We start from the raw sequence: 15,291 nt of genomic DNA, 5'->3' as shown, positions 1-15,291 counted from the left end.
CGCCAGCGTGGTGGTTATGGTCAGACAGCGGAAGGAGCAAGCAGATGAAGTACAGACGGATCGGTCGGTGGGATGATGCCAAGGACAAGCCCGTGTGGGGCAAGGGCAAGGCCACGTCGGAGAACACCGTCGAACGGGCCTCGCGGGCTCGCTCAGGGGGCGTGCTGGCAGCCTGCAAGTGCGGCGGCGAGCTTGTCGTGATGGGGACCGAGAAGCAGGACGTGACGTGCTGCTGCACCAAGTGCGGCGGATTCCAATACTGGGAGATCGTCCCCGAGCAGAAAAAGGCGGCGTAACCCGATGGATCTATCTCCCGTCCTGGACAAGGTTCGCAAGCTCCTGCGGCTCGCGCAGAGCAGCAACGAGAACGAAGCCGCGGCAGCTATGGGCGCGGCCCAGCGGCTCATTGACGAGCACCGGCTGAGCGTGGCTGAGCTGGAGGCCAGCGGGCAGGAGCCGTCCGAGCCCATGGTCGAGGCGGGGGAAGTCCTGATGGAGGGCAGCCGCGTGGCGACCTGGAAGGTGCGGCTGATGCTCGCCCTGGTCAAAGCGAACGGCTGTTCGATGTGGTTTTCACGGCCTCGCTACACGCGCGTGACCACCTACCAGTTCGTTGGGCGCAAGTCCGACGTGGAGTCGGTCAAGTACCTGCTGGCCTATGCTCTGAATGAGCTGGGCAGGCTCGCGGAGGCGCAGTGCCGGGGCATGGGGCGCAGCGCCTTCGCCTCCTGGTACCTGGGGGCCGTCGCGGGCATCCGCGAGAAGCTCGAAGCGGCGAAGCAGGAAGTCCGGGCAACGGCATCTACCAGCGCGCTGGCCGTGATCGACAAGCGGCAGGGCGAGGCGCAAGCGTTTCGGGAGGCGCTTACCAACGGGACGAAGACCGTGGCGGTCCGGTCGTCGATCAGCGACGCCTGCGCCTACAACCGTGGCCTGGAGGCAGGCCGCAGTCTGAACCTGGGCAGACCCGGGCTCACAGGCGGCAGCGCCAAGGCATTGACATCGTAGTGCCGCCATAGGCGGCAGACAGGGGCAAGCAGATGAGCAGAGCGGAAGAGTTCGGCGCGGTAGCGCGCCTGAACGGATACAACTACGAACCCGAGGCGCTGACGATTGTCACGGACAAGAGTCACCCGCTGTACGACGAGCGGGTTCACCTCCCGCTGGACGAATCGCTGGTGTTGTCCATCATGGCAGACGGCGTGCTCGATCCGGTCATGGTCCGGAAGAACGGCGAGGACAAGCACGGCAACCCCATCGTCGAGGTCATCGACGGACGGCAGAGGGTGCGGTGCTGCATCGAGGCCAACCGTCGCCTGAAGGAAGCTGGCAGCGACAAACACTGGCTGGTGCCCGCCACCTCCCGCCGCGCGAACGGCGAGGAGAGCATGGGCTACATGATCACCCGCAACTCAATCCGAACGGACGACACGCCCATGGTCGAAGCGCTCAAGCTGCGCCGGTACCTCGACGCGGGGCACGACGAGAAGCAGGCCAGGATTCGGTTCGGTTTCGACGCCAGGGGCATGCGCAGCGCCCTGATGCTGCTGTCGTGCAGCGCCGTCGTGCAGAAGCTCCTGGAGCAGGAACGGCTAGCCGTGAGCGTGGCCCGAGACCTGTCCACGCTGCCCGAGGCCGAGCAGGACGCCAAGATCCTGGAGTTCGAGGCGGCGGGGCTCCTGAGCGTGAGGTCGCCCAAGGCGGCGAAGGAAGCGAAGGAAGCCAGGGGAGGCCGCGGGCGCAAGCGCAAGGCTCCCAAGTTCCGGCTGCGCCCTGCCAAGGCAGTGGCCCCGCAGATGGAAGCGCTGGCGGCGCGCGAGAAGACCCTTTCGCCCATGGGCAAGGGAGTCCTCGCGGCCATGCGATGGATGTTCGGAGACGACAAGGCCCTGGACGCCTGCATCGATACGGAGAGCGGCAAGTGAGCCTCAAACAGGCCATCCGAAGCTACGACAAGACGACGCAGCTTGACCAGCTGGAGAAGGCCGCGGAGCGAGCCATCGCTGGCAAGCGCGGGGCTCCTTCCAAACGCATGTTCGTCAACGCCCGGCACGTTGCCATCGTGGCTCTGCTGGGCCTCGCCGAACCGTACGCGCCGACTGCGTCCGGATGGGAGGCGCAGAAGATGCAGCGGCAGGGGCGCGGGCTCGCCCGCATGGCTCAGCTGTACTTCGACGAGCATGGTTCGACACGGGGCGACTACCGCAGCACGAACGTGGTCGACTATGTGGGCCCGGGGCTGGCGGCTCAGGTGCCGTACTGCGACTCAGGCCACGCGGGGCTCGCTCTCATCGAGGTCACGCGCAAGCGGGTCTACGCCAAGTCCTCCAAGTGGTACCCGAAGGAGACGAGCAGTCGGTTCGTGGTGGGCCGCAACGAGAGCGGGACGTTCTTCGCCCATGCGGTACCGTCCGGGCTCGCCTCTGTACGCTCTGCCATCGACTGGATCTGGCGGTCGTGCTCCAACCAGATCGTGCGACGCCAGGGTGACATCGCGGTCATTCGAGGCCTTGGGCCGAAGATGCCGAACTTGCCTTCGGGGCATGTCGTGCGCCTGGGGCCAGGGGCCATTGAGCACGCCACGCACCCGCCGATTCGTCTGCCTGGGCACGGTGAGCGAGTCATCGTTGCGCGAAGGGCGATGACGCACTCTGCGGAGGAGACGAGGGACTGAGACACCAGCTTTGCCCACGGCGAGGCATTGGAGCGCGAAATGAGAAAGATAGGAACGCAGGACGAGTTCTACCGACCGATCAATTATGCGGAAGTGGCGTCGAACCGCGATGCGCAACGAGAGAAGGCAATCCGGCTGTACTCGACCCAGCACGGCGCAGCATGGAACTTGCAGATCAGGAGCCCGCTCACAAAATCCAACGGACAGGATGGAGCGGTGTTCATGATCGCGACGGCATCTCTGAATCGCGCCGAGATGATGGCGTTAGCCGAAGCGATCGACGGTTTCTTGACCGACGAATGACATCACGCTGCCCCGTCCTCACCTCGCTCATGGGAGCGGGGTTTTGACGGTAGGAGAAGCCCATGCTTGTTGTCCCCGCCGATGTTGTTGCTCAGCTCCACGAGCTGGGCTGGGAAGCTGATGTTGGCTACTCAGGACGGGGCATGCGCGGAGCCTGCTGCGTAGCTGTCAGGCTCAAGGCTTGGAGTGACCTGTACCGGCTGGGCCTCTGCCTGGGAGAGAACGGGCTCCTGCTCGGTACCCCGCACATCGACAACTTGGGGAGCGGCATCGTGGCGTACTGGCCCGAGCTGAAGACCTGGGAAGCGAAGCTCTGAAAGGAAGTCCATGAAACACCCGACCGATGACGACACGCAGTTCTACGACGTGGAGTGCGCGTCCACATCGCAGCAGGACGCAGGCCATTTCGAGCTGCGCGTGAAAGACAGCGGCTTTCTGCGCGTGAGCAATCCGGAGAAGTTGCCGCTGCCGAAGAGGGGCGAGATGGTTCGCTTCTACGGCAAGGGCTTCGGCTATCCGGTGCGAGGCGTCGCCTGTGGCGACCGGGTGTACTACTACCAGACGCAGCAGGAGTACGAGGTGGAGCGGCTGCGAGAGATCGCTGAGAGCAAGGCGAGGAAGGAGAAGGAGTTCGCGGACAAGCTCCCCGAGTGGAACGCCAGGGTCGAAGCTCTGCCTACTCACATGCGCCTTCGCATCTTGTTCTTCATGCACAAGCCGGGGTGGGGACCAGAGTTCGGGCCCTACGAGATGTTCTGCTGCGAGACGGCAGCGAAGATCGCAGCAGCGTGCAAGACGGTCGAGGCCGTCAAAGCGTTCAATGACGCCTCGAACGACGAGCAGCGCAAGGTGCTGGCCGACCTTTCGGATCACAGCGGCAACACGTTCGGCTACTCCGTCAAGCTCGCCGTCCACCTCATCCGAGAGCCCGAGATCCTGTACAGAATCCACGGCGCGCTCTGCCAGCTCGTCAGCTGCGAGGACTACGGGTGTTGGTGCACGACTGAGGAAGCGGAGCAGGAGAGGAAGAAGCGAGGCACGTGATGCAGCCGGAAGACTGGGCGCAGATGAAGGCGCTCGCCGAGTCCGCGGACGCTGCGCAGCGAGTCTGGGGAGTCGATCCCCACACAGGCATGAGCCGCGAGATGGTGGCTGGCATCGGCAAAGTCGTGTTCTCCACGGTGGGGCCGATGAACTCCGACGAGGACTTGCTGGACGCCTTGAGCGAACACCAGCTGGACTTCGATCCTGCGCAGGGGCTCGCCATCGCGACCATGGCGGCAAAGCCAGGGGACCAACTCATCCTCATTGGCTCGCACCGCTGGGCACAAGGCGGCTTCCCACAGGTCACCATGGGGCACAAGTACGCCGCCGCGCTCATGGCAACGTGCGTCACCGACGAGATGCGCGAGCACATCCTGATGCCGTGGCCCGCGTTCGACATCGTTGTCCCGGAGGGGCTCATCCAGATCAAGAACGACACGACCGGGCGGCTGAGCGACATCCGCCACGTGCTCGTCACATCACTTCGCTGGCGCGACAAGCGGACGTACGGCTGGGCCATGGTGGCGTTCTCCGACTCCTCAGTGCTCATCTGGAGGTACGGACCCGACGTGACGTGTCTGCTGGACGTGAAGGAAAACAGCGCGCACTGGGACGAGTGCAGCTTCGTGCACCCGTTCGAGGAGGTGGACGAACGGGCGGCGGCGCTGTTGGGCAGGCTCGTGTGCGGAACGTGCCTCGCCATGAGCGACCCGTCCAACATCAGGCCTCCCAAGCAGAACAAGATCGACGCGGGGCACAGGTCTGCGAAGCTGCGGGACGGTCCTCCCACAATCGCGACGTACCAAGTCGGCAAGCCGATCAAGATCGACTGCCGACCCGCCATCCGGCAATACATGGAGGGCAAGCGCAAGGCTGGCATCCCGCAGGTACAGGTGCTGGTGCGCGGACACTGGAAGATGCAGCCGCATGGGGTGAACCGGGCGCTGCGCAAGGCAATCCAGATCGAGCCATACTGGCGCGGGGCAGAAGATGCGCCGATCAACGTGCGAGAGCACGTGCTGGGGAAGGAAGACACATGAAGACGACGAAGAAGGTACGGACAAAGTCGAGCTGGGTGAAGGTCGGGGAGATCGGTGTGGATGCGGGGCTCGTGTGGATCGGCGACCCCTGCTACGTGTTGCACCGCCAGGGCGAGGACAAGCCGAAATCGATCGGCAAGGACTGGGAAGACTTCTGCAACAAGCTCGGGCTCTTCGAGCGGATGCACGGTGGCCCGGCCATGAAGTCCTTCTCGTACGACATGGGGCACGAGGGCCTGGGAGTCTGCGTCTCCTCCGGGTTCGGCGACGGCTGCTACGACGTGATGGCCCGCGTGGAGAAGATAGGGAGGTGGGGCAAGCGCGTCTGTGAGATCAAGATCGTGTTCATCAAGCCGAGCGAGCGGAGGAAGGAAAAACGATGAGTCTGAATCCAAGCTGTAATCTTGATGGTGAACTCGTGGGTTTCCCCAACCTGGGCGATCCGCCGTTCCCTGCAAAGGCCAAGGACACGGCGCTGGCCGAGTTGTCAGAGGCCGGAATACCGCGAGGCGTAGTGACGTTCACTACAAGGGAAGCCGAAGTCTACAAGCCCGGCTCCGAGGCTGCGCAACTGGGGCGCTGCGGCATTGTTTCTCCCGACGCGTGTGCACGATCGGGAACGACGTGGATCAATGTGCACGATGTGACAGCCGAAGCGTACGGTTGGTCTTTCCGCCGCAACTGGTACTACTGGGTGTGCTTCACGAAGTACAACCCTCTCCCGCTGTCGGCAGCAGCCGAACTCTTCACGACGCACGGCAAGGAAGTGCGCACAGAAGGATCGTGCGCTTGCCCAGCCCCAAGCCGCGATGTGACCGGCTATCACGTTGACACGCCCCGGGGGCTCAAAGCACTCGTTGCCGTTCTCAGGCGAGAGCACGAGTGCCGCGAAGCTGAGCACCGGACCGAAATGGAACGCCTGTACGGGAAGCCGTGACGGAAGGAAGCAACATGAAAATCGAGAACGTTGAGGTCTACGGCTGGAGGGCGGCTTTGCGTGGGATGAGGAACCCCATGGAGTCGTGGGCGAAGTCAGACAGTCGGTTCGAGGATGACTCCGATCGCTGGACGCTCAATGACTACGGGATCAAGTCCTCAGAAAAACCCGCCATCGGCCCCGACGACATGAAGCTTGCCCTGTCGCTGATCCGCGGCGGTGGTGCGCACCGGAAGTTCTTGAGGCAGATCCAGGTGTGGTGGGACATCACGATCCCGCGGGCGATCTGGCAGGAACTCGACACGTACAAGGTTTCGACGGTCCGCAACTCGTGCTCGACGATGCACAAGCTCGGAAGCCGCGACCTGGAGCGGTCCGACTTTGAGGGTGGCTGCATCACGCAAGCCCAACTGGAGTACGTGAACGGGCTTGGAGCAATGTACCGCTCCGACAAGACCCCCGAGCGGCTTCACCTTCTCAAGATGCACTTGCCCGAGAGCTTCTTGCAGAAGGCCACCTATTCGTTCAACTACGAGACCGCGCTCAAGATGTACTTCGACCGCAGGAGCCACCGCATGCCCGAGTGGTCGGGGCCGGAAGGTGTCTGCGCGTGGATCCTTCGCCTGCCGTACATGACCGAGTTCGCCAACGCGATGACGGTTGCCGGGGCGCGAGGATAGGCATGAAGATCGAGTTCAGCCACGGCATCTACTACGCGCAGATTCGTTTCGACGACGTTCCCGCGCGCGAGTATCTCAAGAGCCTGGGCTTCCACTTCCACTTCGGCGACGAGCGCTGCTACCACGCCTGCGAAGCCTGCAAGGCTCACATGGAGCCGCGCATCTGGTTCACCGCCGACAAGACGGTGGCCTCCCGAGCGGAGAAGTACCTCGCCGAGTCCGCGATCTACTCGCTGGCGGATCACTACCGCACCGTCGAGGCGAGCAAGGCCGCGGACAGCAAGCTCGAAGTGCCTGCGCCGCCCGGGTGCGAATACTACCCGTACCAACTTGCCGCCGTCGAGTACGCGCTGGCGCGCAGGAATGTGCTGCTGGCGGATTCTTGTGGCACTGGCAAAACCGTGGAGGCGCTCGGAGTCGCCAATGCCGTGCCCAACATGGGCAGCATCCTCGTCATCTGCCCGGCAAGCCTGCGCCTGTTGTGGAAGCGCGAGGCAGAGAAGTGGCTCGTGCGCCCACGGCTCATCCACGTTGTGGAGTCGAACGATCCTCCGCATCCTCGCAACGATCTCGTCATCGTCAACTACGAGCGGCTTGTCGGCCCGCGTGCAGCCCAGCTCCGCGCAGCGCTGATGGCTCGGACCTGGGGCCTTCTCATCGTGGACGAAGCTCACCGCATGAAGACGGGCACCGCACAACGGAGCGAAGTCATCCTGGGCAAGAAGGGCAAACGCGAGGACAAGAAGCGAGGCAGACCCGCGGAGCCTGCCCAGCTTGGACTGATCAACCAAGCCAAGCGCGCGCTGTTCCTGACGGGCACGCCGCTGCCCAACCGCCCGAAGGAGCTATGGCCGCTGCTGCACGCCCTGGACCCGGTCACCTGGAACCTGGAATGGCCGTTCCTGATGCGCTACTGCGGCGCTGTGAAGGAGACCATCCGAGTCCGAGGCGGATTCACGCGCGAGGTGTGGCACACGGACGGCGCGAGCCGCCTCGAAGAACTGCAAGAACGCATGAGATCGACGGTAATGATCCGACGCGCAAAGTCCGACGTTTTGCCCTTTTTGCCGAAGAAAACCAGACAAATCGTGTTCCTCCCGCCCACGGGCGCGTCTGCCGCGGTCAAGGCGGAGCACGCCGCATGGACGAAGCAGAGCGGGCAGATCGATGTGCTCGCTGCCGAGGTGGACTTGGCCGAAGCGGGCGGGGACACGGTCGCGTACGAGATGGCGCTCGACCGGCTCTGCCAGACCATTGCGGACATCGACTTCAAGACGATCTCGGTGGAGCGGCAAAAGCTCGCCCTGGCGAAGCTCCCGTCCGTGTTCGAGCATCTCGATCTCGTCCTGGAGGAGCGGCCCAAGATCGTCGTCATGGCGCACCACCACGCGGTCATCGAGCAGCTTGTCGCCCACTATGGCAGCGAAGCCGTGTGCGTCTACGGCCCGACTCCGCAGAACGATCGGCTCGCCATCGTGGACCGCTTCCAGTCCGACCCGAAAATCAGGGTGTTCATCGGAAGCATCCAAGCGGCGGGCGTCGGGCTCACCCTGACCGCAGCCGACTACATGGCGTTCGTCGAAAGCTCCTGGGTGCCCGGAGACCTGAGCCAAGCAGAAGATCGCATTCATAGGATTTCCCAGCGGAACGCCGTGCTCATCCAGCATCTCGCCGTGGACGAGAGCCTGGACGCTGTAATGCTCGCCAAGGTCATTCGCAAGCAACAGATCGCGGACGCTGCCTTGGAGCACACCGCGGCTGCTCGCATTGGCCCCGTGGAGCCTCCGAAGCCTCCCAAGATCGTCTGGCCCGTGGCGACGGACGAAGAGCGCGGAGCGGCCTCTGCGGGCTTCCTGGCGGTCTCGGCGCTGTGCGACGGGGCTCGCCAGAGGGACGGCATGGGGTTCTCCGGAGCGCACGCTCACATGGGCAGGCGCGTCGCAGAGATCGCCAAGCGAAGGCAGCTGACAGACGGCGAGGTCGCACTCGCCAAGCGCATCCTGCCCCGCTACCACAAGCAGTTGCCAGCGGAGATCCTGGCGAGGCTCATGGGGACCGAGAAGCAGGGGACGCTGGCGGAAGTGTTGAGGGAAGAGTGATGGGCTACTACATCTACATAACGCTCCTAGCGCTCACCGTGTTGTGCGACATCGCGGTCGTCATCGGCTGCACGCGCATCATGATGCTGTGTAGCGCAGGCATCAGGGAGAACAACGAGCAGATTGAGCGCATACGCAAGTTGCGCGCGAGGGAGGAGAAGTGATCGTTGTACTGGTATTCGTCGGCAAGCTCCTGCTGATCGTAGCGCTGAGCTTCGTGCTTGCCGCCTTTGTCTGCTTTCCTATCATCCTGTGCGAGCTATTCGGCTACGAGTGCCCATACTGCGGGAAGGTGCACGTCGTCGGCTGGCTCAACCGGCACAAGCGACCGCGAGCTGATTGAAGGAGATCCGAGATGGCTGATTACCTTGTAACGCATCCGCTGACACTTTGGGCAGCGCTAACTCTGATCCTGCTCGGTATCGTCGCGGGCTCAGCCCTCGCGGTCTATCGCTTCCGCATCATCCGCGATCTGCGCAAGAGGATGCACGACGCGGAGGCGAAGGCCCAGGAGTACCTGAACCGCATCGTGAGCCTGACCACGGATGCGCCGGATGCGAAGGACAAAAACGGGCATCCGTATCGGGAGCCTGCCGAGAAGGTGGGGGACGATACTGAGAAGAAGTCCGAATCGGCCCCCGCCGATCCAAGAACGGACGATTTGGGGCGCTTGAGGTGGAAGGGAAAGGAAGAGTTCTTCTGCCACGTGTGCAACGGGGTGAAGTGCTCCGAGGTTCGCTTCTACACGGAAGCCACCTGTAAGTGGAAACACAAAGGGTCTCACCTCCACGCGACATGCGGGCAGTGCGACGCGATCATTGTGTATGGCATGGCCTCCGAAAAGCCGAAATACCGATCCGAGGTCGAGGCTGAGAAGCCTACGGGGGAGCAGAAGGAGAAGAAGGGCATCGACTGGAGCGTCAAACCGGAGACACCGGGGGAAGTCGCGGCGAGGATGATGCAGGGCTACAAGGATGGTGAGACGTGAGCAACATCGAGAAGCTGTTGGGATTGTCGAAGAAGCTGACAATGCTGCTGGAGGATCCTGAGCCCGGCTGCCTCACGTGGCACGAGGCAGTACACGGCATCCTTGCCCAGATCGCGGACTTCGCGGTGAGCAAGGTACACTGTCAGGTGAAGGAGTTCATGGAGGCGGTCGGTCAAGTCCAGAACTCGACGCCTACGGTCCCTGACGAAGCGACGGTAAGGCTGCGTGTTCGACTCGTACTGGAAGAGGCATTCGAGGTTGCGGAAGCATGCTACGACAAGAGGCCGGATCACGGGGCAGGTGTGCTCGGGCATCTCAAGCGCACGACTCTCGACTGCCTGGACAGCCTGAAAGTCGATGTCGATCTTCCTGCCGCAGCTGACGGGTTCGCGGACACCGACTACGTCGTCGAGGGCTCCCGCATCGCCTTCGGCATCGACGGCGGGCCGATCGCGGAGGAGGTGCACCGAGCCAACATGACCAAGCTCGGGGGGCCGATCGTGAATCTCAAACAGATGAAGCCAGAGGGCTGGAAGCCGCCTGACATCGAAGGATGCCTGCGCGAACAAGGGTGGAAGAGATGACGACGCTCCACAAGTACGACGGCGGCATCATCGACGAGACTGGCAAGATCATCGCCCTGAAGGCCCACAACTGGTGGTACACGCCAGCCGTCAACAAGCTCGGGCTCCCGGAGCTGGAGGCATGCTCGAAGGTGCAGTCCGACGCGTACGAAGCCATGCCCACAACGGCCCGCAGGATCGAGCGCGTGATGGTCCCCAGGCCCCGCCCCAAAACAATCAAAGGCCGTAGATACTAGAAAGTCTGGAACTGGGCCGCTTGTAAGCAGTTGCACATAGTGCAACGTAGGCGCACTATCATCGCCATGCAGCAAGGCAAGTTGCGCCGAAGTCTCGACCTTCGCCTCGTTTCGTACGCCATCGCGGTTCTCGAAGAGAACAAGGAGTCGCGGGAGGTCGCCGTCACTGCCCAGGCCTGCGCCACAGCCACGATGATGATCGCAGGCGGCACGGTCGCGCTGATCCAGATGTGCAAGACGGCGGTGCAGAGCCCGGCTCTCAAGCAGAACATGGGCCCCGACAAGTTCCGCAAGTTCGAGGTGCTGTTCGAGGCCCTGGGAAGCAGCATCGAGGAGTCCTGGCGCACATCGCTCCGGGAACTGCTGGAGCTTCTCATCGTGTTCGCCTGCGAGCTGGCAGACGGTGAGGAAGCGCACTCGCTGCACATGCGCGCGCAGTCGCTCGGGCTGGACACCTCCCCGCTCGTTGTGCACGAAGACGATGACGAGGACATCGTCGAGCCGTCAGACGCCCCTCGCAAGCGCGACACCAAGCCGAGGGCGAGAACGCCGCGTTCGTCCTACCAGCAGGACAGGCTCGAAGGGCTCGTGCGCGAGTGCATCGCCCAGGGCATCCCGGCAACGAAGTGCAAGCTGTCCGATGGCAGGGTAGAGGTCACGGGCAAGCATCCGACACACGGAGAAGTCCACCTGCGGTGGCTGCGCGGATCGATGGGCGAGGGCGAGACGCTCTGCACGAAGATCAACGACGAGATCCGGCATTTCAGCGCGTCGGATCCGAACGCGGAGCATAGCGGTGTCTGACTTCGATCTCACGCGCCCGAACCGCCCCGACGCACTCGGGTACTTCGAGGACTCCCAAGTCGATCAGCAGTCCAAGTACGTGGACGCGATCCAGCGGCTCGTCTCTCGTCTCAAGGACAGCGCGAAGGGCGTGCGGCGCGAGGATCTCCGAGGCAAGCGCAGGCTCCGCAACAAGCCCCAGGACGCTTCCAACACGATCCGCGTGTACCTCAAGTCGCTGGAGATTTTCACCTACTGGATGAGGGCGAAGTTCGGCAGGGAGCTGGACCCGGACGAGGTCACGCGCCGGGTCGCGATGGAGCTGTACGAGTGGATGCGCAGCACCGATCCGCCCGACATCCGAGGCATGATCGTGCGGGCCAGCGGCATGGACTCGTGGATGATCTACAGCGCCGTCGAGAAGGCATCCCGCGGAGGCAGACAGGTGAACATCCTCGAAATCTACGAGATGCTCACGCCCGCCACGCGCGCCAAGTTCGTTCCCAAGAAGCCTGACGGGACCGACGACCTGTCCCAGTTGCACAAGCGCCTGGGCATGCTCATCCGGGACTACCGATGGATGTACCGACTCCCGAGGAGCATCGAAGTGCGCAAGGAGCAGGGACGCATCTGGACGCGCAAGGAGCGCGACCCGATGGTCTACCGCTACGTGGTGCCCGAGAAGCGAGCCTCGATCAAGATGGGCTCGATCGCGACGTACCTGTCGGGCCTGAGCGCCATCTGGAGCGAGATGCTCAAGGGGGACGCAGGGCCGCACGGAGAAGCACCGCTTCGCGTCAACGTGTGGAAGGAACCCGCCCGAATCGCTCTGCGTGGAGCCCGCGAGGAGCGCAAGCGCGCGGCGCGCGAGGTGATGCTCACCCACCCTCTCCGCAAGTCCATCTTCCGCGCCGCCGCCGGTCCCAACCTCGAATCGCTCCGGGACACGCTTGCTCTCTACCTTCTCACACACGCCTGCCTTCGATCCGAGGAGCTTGTCGGAGCCCTGCGAAAGGATCTGTACGAGAAGAACGGTTTGCTCACCCTGAGCATCCGCAGCGGCAAAGGCGACAAGACGCGCGAGATCCCGTTGTCCAGCGAGATCCGCGATGCCATGGTCGCCTTCGATCAAGGCCTTCGGCAGCGAGCGCAAGAAAACGAAGTCAATCCCGAGACTGGCGAGCTTCAACCGTCGCACTGGGCGAGGTACTGCGCAGCTCTGATGACCAACCCCAATGCGCCCATCGTGCCGTCGCTGGTCCGCTGGGGCACCAACGAACGCGACGGGCAACCGGAGCAGACGGCCCTGGAGCCGCTGGATACGAGCGGGCTTCGGCGCATGCTCTACGCGTTGGCGGAACGAGCGCGCGTTGTGGAAGTGAAGAGCGGGATGCAGCGGGGTCTGAACGCTGACGAGCGCAAGCGGATCCACGCCCACAACTTCCGGCACTACGGGGCCACCTGCGCCAGGGAAGCGGGGATGCCCCTGGACGAGATCCAAGCGCTGCTCGGGCACGAGAGCATCAAGACGACCGAGGGCTACGTGCACATCCAGCCCGACTCCGTTGTGATCATCGGCGCGTACATCGCCAAGGCGGAGAAGGGCGATGTGATGTCCACCGAGGAAGCGCAGCGGATGCACAGGCGGCGCGGGAGCCCGCTCGACGACGAGCGCATCATCGCCTCCGAGCCCGAGGGGCGCAAAGTGCCTACGCCGTTCGTGGGGCAGCAGCCAGGGGAAGAACAGCGTCCGCGCCGCGAGCGAATCGCCGTCTCCGACAAGCCGCTCAAGAGCCCCGAGTGGGCGTACCAGACCGGCGTGGACAAGCTCAGGCTCTACCTGCCGGAAGTCCACATGGACCCCCATGACGTGCCCAAGGGACAGGGAGCCGTACTCACCTACCGGATTGGACACACCTCCAGGCTACCGTGGTGGGCGGGCCGCAAGAACACCTGGGCCGAGCAGGACATGGCTCCCATTCTGAGCCACTTCCAGACGCAGCCCGAGACCGAACCGAACTGGGACGTACTCAAGGGGCTCCAGAACCTCTACAAGCGCTTCTGGAACGAGAAGGGCCCCACGGCTGCGCTGGCGCTGGTCGCCTGGATTACGGAGATCACGACCGTTGCGTCCAAGCAGTTCCAGTCGATCATGGTCAAGCGCGGGGACAAGTGGATTGACTTCAAGGCTAGCGCCTCGCCCGGGGAGCTTGGGATCGTTCGCGAACACATGGCCGAAAGGATCGTGGAGTGGTTTGCGGTCCACGGCGACATGGCCGTGCAGCCGCTCATTCGCAGGCCCTACAACTGGATCCCGTTCACCGAGCGCGCCACACGCATCGACACGCGGAGCTTCCGTGTGGACGACACGGAGAAGAACCGTGTCATCTTCCAGCCCGGTCGAGAGATCAAGTTCATGGGCGTCGCCAAGAAGAAGGGTGAGGGCGTAGGCAGACCAGACTGGCGGCATGCGACGGTGGGGATGTATTCCGGCGGCATGGTGGCGATCAGGCAGGAGCACCGCGCCAAGATCGACGAGGGGTTCCTGCAAGCCATCGAGTGGGCAGATGCCACAACCTGGGGGCAGATGAAGGAGACGAGCTACCCCGCTCTCGCCGCGATGCGCGATCTGCCGAAGTGGTTCTTCGATCGAGACCCTCTGCTCTCACTGCCAGAAGAAGAGCGCGCGCAGATGCGTAAGTGGATCGAGCAGCTCCAAGGCATCCGCCCCAGCGTCATGCGCACAACGGTTGCGATCGACGACCTCGTGAACTGGCTACAGGTGTGGGGAGACTACTACCACGAGTTCAAGTTCGACACGAGCGCGCGAGACACCGCCAAGAAGCAAATGGCGGAACTGGACAAGAAATTCCAGGAGGAGACCGGCAAGCAGGACAGGTTTGGGGCAGGGGTGAAGATCCCTCCGATCAGTATCTACGAGATCGTCGGCAAAGCCGCGGACGCGTCGTTTGCCAGAATACAGCAGGACATCGACGCCAAGATGCAAGAGGGGATGGAACAGGACGAAGCGATCGCAGAGGCGCGGGAAGAGCACCCGACGCTCGAAGAGCCTACGGAGATGATGGAAGAGATCGACAAAGAGGGTAGGCCTCGCCACGCTCCTCTCAAGTACGATGAGCGACTCACGATGTACCTGAAGAGCAAACACGGCATCGACATCAGTGCGCCAGGGGCCGTCAAGCCGTCACGAGTCCTCCGTGCGCGGATGTTCGAGGAGGGGTACCTCACGTTCAATGAGCAGAACACCATCGTTCACGACATGCGGACGAAGGAGGAGTTCTGGCGCAGACACGGCACCGATTCCGAGTGCGTCCTTCGGCGCATCGCTCGCAACCTGTGGGAGCGTCACAAGGAGGCCATGGGCAAGCGTGGCCCCGACGCTCAAGAGCATCACGACATGATCCGAAGGCACTACTACGCATGGCTCGCGTACATCGTGCCCTGCCCTGCCGCCATCGAAGAAGAACTTCGTCGGCTTCATCCTGCTGACATGGCGGCGCACAGCGCCGAGCGGATGCGAGATGTCATCGCCGAGGCCTGGGGACAGACCGTGACGCAGATGCTCAAGGACCGCGGCGAGCTTGCCGAGGAGAAAGTCGGCGACGTTGAGGTGGCTCGACGCCTGCAAATGGCCGTTGGCAAGAAGGCCGAAAGGTACGCCGAGGTGGAGACGGAGTTCGAGGAATCGCAGGAAGCGCACGGCGGCATACCGGCGGGCCGCAGCTACGAAGAGCAAACCTCGCGGGCGTGGCAGAGCAAAGAGGAGGCGAAGCAGGAGACTGCCAAGTTCAAGCAGCCGATCGTGAGGCGCAGAGCCAAGCCCAACTTCTCCGAGACGTTCACCGACGAGCTACCTGACCCTGTGATGCTGGTGTTTGCGGAGCAGTGGGTCACCTGATGTC

At 63.3% G+C, this 15,291-nt stretch carries 19 protein-coding genes; all 19 read left to right on the top strand.

Annotated elements, in window-relative coordinates; genetic code table 11:
• The first annotated feature begins 44 nt into the window (after positions 1-44).
• Positions 45-296 carry a hypothetical protein gene (locus WC683_02655; GenBank protein ID MFA4971486.1) on the top strand — a complete coding sequence of 84 codons (252 nt, stop codon included), beginning with the start codon at positions 45-47 and terminating at the stop codon, positions 294-296.
• 4 nt (positions 297-300) lie between these two features.
• Entirely contained in the window at positions 301-1,008 is a 708-nt protein-coding gene (locus WC683_02650) for a DUF2786 domain-containing protein (GenBank protein MFA4971485.1), read from the top strand.
• A gap of 32 nt (positions 1,009-1,040) precedes the next feature.
• A complete protein-coding gene (locus WC683_02645; protein ID MFA4971484.1) occupies positions 1,041-1,925 on the top strand; it encodes a ParB/RepB/Spo0J family partition protein in 885 nt (294 codons plus the stop codon).
• Positions 1,922-2,674 (top strand): hypothetical protein, encoded by a 753-nt coding sequence (locus WC683_02640; protein MFA4971483.1) that lies wholly within the window; start codon positions 1,922-1,924, stop codon positions 2,672-2,674. Before WC683_02645 ends, WC683_02640 begins: the two co-directional genes overlap by 4 nt.
• 39 nt (positions 2,675-2,713) lie before the next feature.
• Complete coding sequence (locus WC683_02635) at positions 2,714-2,977, top strand: hypothetical protein (protein MFA4971482.1); 264 nt, start codon at positions 2,714-2,716, stop codon at positions 2,975-2,977.
• A 62-nt stretch (positions 2,978-3,039) separates the two neighbouring features.
• A complete protein-coding gene (locus WC683_02630) occupies positions 3,040-3,294 on the top strand; it encodes a hypothetical protein (GenBank protein MFA4971481.1) in 255 nt (84 codons plus the stop codon).
• A gap of 10 nt (positions 3,295-3,304) precedes the next feature.
• On the top strand, positions 3,305-4,021 hold the full coding sequence (locus tag WC683_02625; protein MFA4971480.1) for a hypothetical protein: 717 nt from the start codon (positions 3,305-3,307) through the stop codon (positions 4,019-4,021).
• A complete protein-coding gene (locus WC683_02620) occupies positions 4,021-5,061 on the top strand; it encodes a hypothetical protein (protein MFA4971479.1) in 1,041 nt (346 codons plus the stop codon). The genes WC683_02625 and WC683_02620 overlap by 1 nt, the downstream gene beginning before the upstream one ends.
• Positions 5,058-5,444, top strand: a complete 387-nt coding sequence (locus tag WC683_02615) for a hypothetical protein (protein ID MFA4971478.1) — start codon at positions 5,058-5,060, stop codon at positions 5,442-5,444. The genes WC683_02620 and WC683_02615 overlap by 4 nt, the downstream gene beginning before the upstream one ends.
• Positions 5,441-5,998: a hypothetical protein gene (locus WC683_02610; protein ID MFA4971477.1), complete on the top strand. Its 558-nt coding sequence runs from the start codon at positions 5,441-5,443 to the stop codon at positions 5,996-5,998. Before WC683_02615 ends, WC683_02610 begins: the two co-directional genes overlap by 4 nt.
• Before the next feature lie 14 nt (positions 5,999-6,012).
• Positions 6,013-6,678, top strand: coding sequence for a hypothetical protein (locus WC683_02605; protein ID MFA4971476.1), 666 nt, complete (start codon positions 6,013-6,015; stop codon positions 6,676-6,678).
• A 2-nt stretch (positions 6,679-6,680) separates the two neighbouring features.
• Complete coding sequence (locus WC683_02600; protein ID MFA4971475.1) at positions 6,681-8,777, top strand: DEAD/DEAH box helicase; 2,097 nt, start codon at positions 6,681-6,683, stop codon at positions 8,775-8,777.
• The gene (locus WC683_02595; protein ID MFA4971474.1) at positions 8,777-8,941 is read left to right on the top strand and encodes a hypothetical protein; all 165 of its coding nucleotides are present in this window, start codon (positions 8,777-8,779) and stop codon (positions 8,939-8,941) included. The genes WC683_02600 and WC683_02595 overlap by 1 nt, the downstream gene beginning before the upstream one ends.
• Positions 8,938-9,120, top strand: a complete 183-nt coding sequence (locus WC683_02590) for a hypothetical protein (GenBank protein MFA4971473.1) — start codon at positions 8,938-8,940, stop codon at positions 9,118-9,120. Before WC683_02595 ends, WC683_02590 begins: the two co-directional genes overlap by 4 nt.
• 12 nt (positions 9,121-9,132) lie before the next feature.
• Positions 9,133-9,765, top strand: a complete 633-nt coding sequence (locus WC683_02585; protein ID MFA4971472.1) for a hypothetical protein — start codon at positions 9,133-9,135, stop codon at positions 9,763-9,765.
• Positions 9,762-10,349, top strand: coding sequence for a hypothetical protein (locus WC683_02580; protein MFA4971471.1), 588 nt, complete (start codon positions 9,762-9,764; stop codon positions 10,347-10,349). Before WC683_02585 ends, WC683_02580 begins: the two co-directional genes overlap by 4 nt.
• The gene (locus WC683_02575; GenBank protein ID MFA4971470.1) at positions 10,346-10,585 is read left to right on the top strand and encodes a hypothetical protein; all 240 of its coding nucleotides are present in this window, start codon (positions 10,346-10,348) and stop codon (positions 10,583-10,585) included. The genes WC683_02580 and WC683_02575 overlap by 4 nt, the downstream gene beginning before the upstream one ends.
• A 66-nt stretch (positions 10,586-10,651) precedes the next feature.
• Positions 10,652-11,389: a hypothetical protein gene (locus WC683_02570; protein MFA4971469.1), complete on the top strand. Its 738-nt coding sequence runs from the start codon at positions 10,652-10,654 to the stop codon at positions 11,387-11,389.
• A complete protein-coding gene (locus WC683_02565; GenBank protein ID MFA4971468.1) occupies positions 11,382-15,287 on the top strand; it encodes a site-specific integrase in 3,906 nt (1,301 codons plus the stop codon). Before WC683_02570 ends, WC683_02565 begins: the two co-directional genes overlap by 8 nt.
• Positions 15,288-15,291 lie beyond the last annotated feature (4 nt).

Source organism: bacterium, assembly GCA_041648665.1.
Lineage (GTDB): Bacteria > UBA10199 > UBA10199 > 2-02-FULL-44-16 > JAAZCA01 > JAFGMW01.
The sequence above is the reverse complement of the archived record's forward strand: the minus strand, read 5'-3'. Positions and strand labels throughout refer to the sequence as shown.